At 71.0% G+C, this 3,317-nt stretch carries 4 protein-coding genes; 1 reads left to right on the plus strand and 3 read right to left on the minus strand.

Annotation, left to right across the window (positions count from 1 at the left end; all coding sequences use genetic code 11):
• Nucleotides 1–111: 111 nt before the first annotated feature.
• Entirely contained in the window at nucleotides 112–642 is a 531-nt protein-coding gene (locus tag AB0C29_RS39845; RefSeq protein WP_360831972.1) for a YbhB/YbcL family Raf kinase inhibitor-like protein, read from the minus strand.
• Nucleotides 643–999: 357 nt separating this feature from the next.
• Between AB0C29_RS39845 and AB0C29_RS39850 the strand changes: the two genes are divergently transcribed.
• Complete coding sequence (locus AB0C29_RS39850; RefSeq protein ID WP_360831974.1) at nucleotides 1,000–2,199, plus strand: ATP-binding protein; 1,200 nt, start codon at nucleotides 1,000–1,002, stop codon at nucleotides 2,197–2,199.
• On the opposite strand, the gene AB0C29_RS39855 is transcribed toward AB0C29_RS39850, so the two are convergent.
• Nucleotides 2,196–2,837, minus strand: a complete 642-nt coding sequence (locus AB0C29_RS39855; protein WP_360831977.1) for a GNAT family protein — start codon at nucleotides 2,835–2,837, stop codon at nucleotides 2,196–2,198. The two genes, AB0C29_RS39850 and AB0C29_RS39855, sit on opposite strands and share 4 nt — an antisense overlap.
• A 41-nt stretch (nucleotides 2,838–2,878) precedes the next feature.
• Nucleotides 2,879–3,317 (minus strand): NlpC/P60 family protein (locus AB0C29_RS39860; RefSeq protein WP_360831980.1); only part of this gene is annotated, 439 nt, incomplete at its 5' end.

The following is a 3,317-nucleotide window of genomic DNA, read 5'->3' on the forward strand; positions in this document are numbered from 1 at the left end:
TGCGCCCTGTCGTTCTTCGTGGTCGCCATGTTTCCGGGCTTACCCCGTACCCATCGCCGAAGCCCGCCGGATCCGTGATCCGGCGGGCTTCTCCGTGTCCGGAGCCCGGCGTCAGCCCTTGACCTGGTACGTGGGCCGGATCGTGGCCCGGGCCATCGTGTGGAACGCCAGGTTGAAGCCGACGTACGCCGGGGTGGCGTCCGCGCTCACCTCGAGCCGGTCGACGTCGATGGCGTGCACCGCGAAGACGTAGCGGTGCGGGCGGTCACCGGGCGGCGGGGCCGCGCCGCCATAGCCGGTGTCGCCGTAGTCGTTGCGTACGGTGAAGGCGCCGTCCGGCAGCGGGTCGACGCCCCGGTCGAGCTCGGTCACCGAGGCCGGCAGGTTCACGGCCACCCAGTGCCAGAAGCCGCTGCCGGTGGGCGCGTCGGGGTCGAAGCAGGTCACGACGAAGCCACGGGTCTCCGCCGGGAAGCCGGACCAGGACAGCTGCGGGGACAGGTTCTTGCCGCCGACGCTGGTGTGCGCGTACATCTCGTCGAGCGGTCGGCCGTCCGCCATGTCCGTGCTGGTCAGCGTGAAGGCCGGGACGGGCGGCAGGATGTCGTACGGATCCGGCGCTTCGGCTCGCTCCAGGCTCATGCTCGGTTGTCCTTCCACGTCGTCCGGCACCCGCATGGCGCCGGTTGCTGACTTCCCCCGTTTGCCGACGGTAACCGGGTGAGGTGTCACACATCTTTCGGCCTGATATCCGGCGCGGATGCAGAAACGCACAGGTGGTGCGCGTGACCGGGCTTGCCCCGGGCGATAGTGGTGTCAGACATCCGACCGGGTGCGCAGGGCAGAGATCCCCGTGCTCGGTCGCGATCGGTCGCCTCCCGGCGTCCAGCAAGTCGGCACCCGCCCTCCGCGACGGGTGCCGACTGCTATGTGGGACACCGGCCGGACCGGCTGACGAATCCGTCACATATGCCGCGAAGCGATGAGAGCATCAGAAACGTGAGAGTCGCTGCACCGCCCGATGAGGAAGGTCGCCTGGCCGCCCTGTACGAGGCCCGGGTGCTCGACACCCCGCCGGAGGACGACTTCGACGACATCGCCCTGCTGGCCGCGGAGATCTGCGGCACCCCGGTCGGCATGGTGAGCCTGGTCGACGCCGAGCGGCAGTGGATCAAGGCCAAGGTCGGCGTCGACTACGACGAGACGCCCCGGGACGAGTCGTTCTGCGCGCACACGATCCAGGACCACGACGTGCTGGAGGTGCCCGACGCCGGCGCGGATCCCCGCTTCGCGGCCGGCCCGTTCGTCATCGGCCGGAATTTCCGGTTCTACGCCGGCGCCCCGGTCGTCCTCGACGGCACCCACGCCGTCGGCACCATCTGCGTTCTCGACAAGGTGCCGCGGGCGCTGACCGCGTCGCAGCGCCGTGCCCTGCGCTGTCTGGCCCGGCACACCGCGGTCCAGCTGGAGCTGCGCCGCTACGCCCAGCATGCCGGGACCGTCGCCGACCGCATGCGCCAGCTCGACCGGATGAAAGACTCGTTCCTCGCCGGGGTGAGCCACGAGCTGCGGACACCGCTGACGTCGATCCGCGGCTATCTGGAGATCCTGCTGGCGGACGGCTTCGACCCGGAGACGTCGCAGCGTTTCCTGGCGGTCATGCAGCGCAACTCGGACCGGCTGCTGCGGCTCATCGACGACCTGCTGACGGTGGCCCGCCTCAACGAGGGCGGCATGGAGCTGCACCTGGCCGAGCTGGATCTGGCCGAGCTGGCGCAACAGGTCACCACGGCGTGCCGGCCGCTGGCCGAGCACCGGGACGTGGCGCTGCACAACCTGATGGACCGGCCGGTGCTCGCCCGCGGCGACGGCCGGCGGCTGGGCCAGGCGCTGAACCACCTGGTGGTCAACGCGATCAAGTTCACCTCGCCGGGCGGCGAGATCATCGTCCGGGGTACGGCCGGCGACGAACCGGAGCTGGTCATCGTCGACACCGGGGTGGGCATCCCGGCCGCCGAACTGCCGCACGTCTTCGACCGGTTCTTCCGCAGCACGGCCGCCGACCGGATGGCGGCGCCGGGCCCGGGCCTCGGACTGTCGATCGTCAACCTGATCATCGAGGCCCACCACGGCAGCATCCACCTGGACAGCGAGCCGGGCGTGGGCACGACAGTCCGCCTCACCCTGCCCCGCGCCTAGGCTCCGAACATGGGCAGGCAGGGCTGCAGACCTTCGATCCGTACGTCGACAGTGCGAGCCGCCGCCCAGCCGGCCCGGTCCAGCCGCAGCCGCCGGCCCACCACCGCCTCGCCGCGGACCACGTGCCGGGCGATGCCGTCGTCGGCGTAGCCGAGCTTGCGCGAGACGCCGTACGAGGCCGCGTTGTCCGCGAACGCCTCCGTGACCGCCCACTGCGCGCCCAGCCCGGTGAACGCCAGGTCCAGCACAGCCGCCCGCATCTCGGTGCCGAAGCCCTGGCCGTGGTGGGCGCGGCCCAGCCACGATCCCGTGCCGACCTCGCGTAGCGTGGCGAACCGCCGGGCGTCGAGCGCCTGGGTGCCGATGACCTGGCCGTCGTGCACGGTCACGAAGTGCAGCGACCAGTTGTCCGGCGCCCATTGGCCCCACATCCGCCACTGGAACTGCAGCGTGCTGCGGGCCACTTCCTCGGCGGTACCGTCGGTCCACGGCACCACGAACGGCTGTTGCCCGGGGTCGTGCACGCCCCCGGCGGCGACCTCGGCGAGCTGCGCGAGGTCGGCCAGGTCCGGAACGCGCAGTTCGAGCCGCGGCGTGTGCAGCCGCAGCCCGAACAGTGGCCAGTGATCGGTGATCATGCGAGGGATTCTCGCGGTCGTCACCGGCCGGCGCCAACCCTTCAGAACCGCTCGATGTGCAACCCCCGGTAGAGCCGCCGATAAACGACACCGGTCCGCGAGTTGCCGGCGTCGATCATCATTCCGCCGCCCATGTAGATCCCCACGTGCCCCGGCCCCACGACCAGATCACCGGGTTGCGCGGCGGCCCGGGAAACCGTGCGGGCGCGGGCCGCCTGGGCTCCGGAGGAATGCGGCAGGCTGAGCCCGGCCTGGGCGTACGCGCGCTTGGTGAATCCCGAGCAGTCGAACGAATTCGGCCCCTCACCACCGCGCCGGTACGTCTTGCCGAGCTGCGAACGGGCGTACGCGATCACCGACGACATCCGCATCGACGTGCGTACCCGGATCATGGTGACCAGAGTCGCCACTCCGGCGATGGTCACTGCCGCGGTCAGCAACGCGACGAGTGCCGAGCGGATGTCAGAGCGGCCCGGGCTG

It is taken from the genome of Actinoplanes sp. NPDC048791 (assembly GCF_040650095.1).
GTDB lineage: Bacteria > Actinomycetota > Actinomycetes > Mycobacteriales > Micromonosporaceae > Actinoplanes.

Coding starts and splice junctions, on each gene's coding strand:
- AB0C29_RS39845 (WP_360831972.1), bottom strand. CDS start 642: ATGAGCCTGGAGCGAGCCGAAGCGCCGGATCCGTACGACATCCTGCCG.
- AB0C29_RS39855 (WP_360831977.1), bottom strand. CDS start 2,837: ATGATCACCGATCACTGGCCACTGTTCGGGCTGCGGCTGCACACGCCG.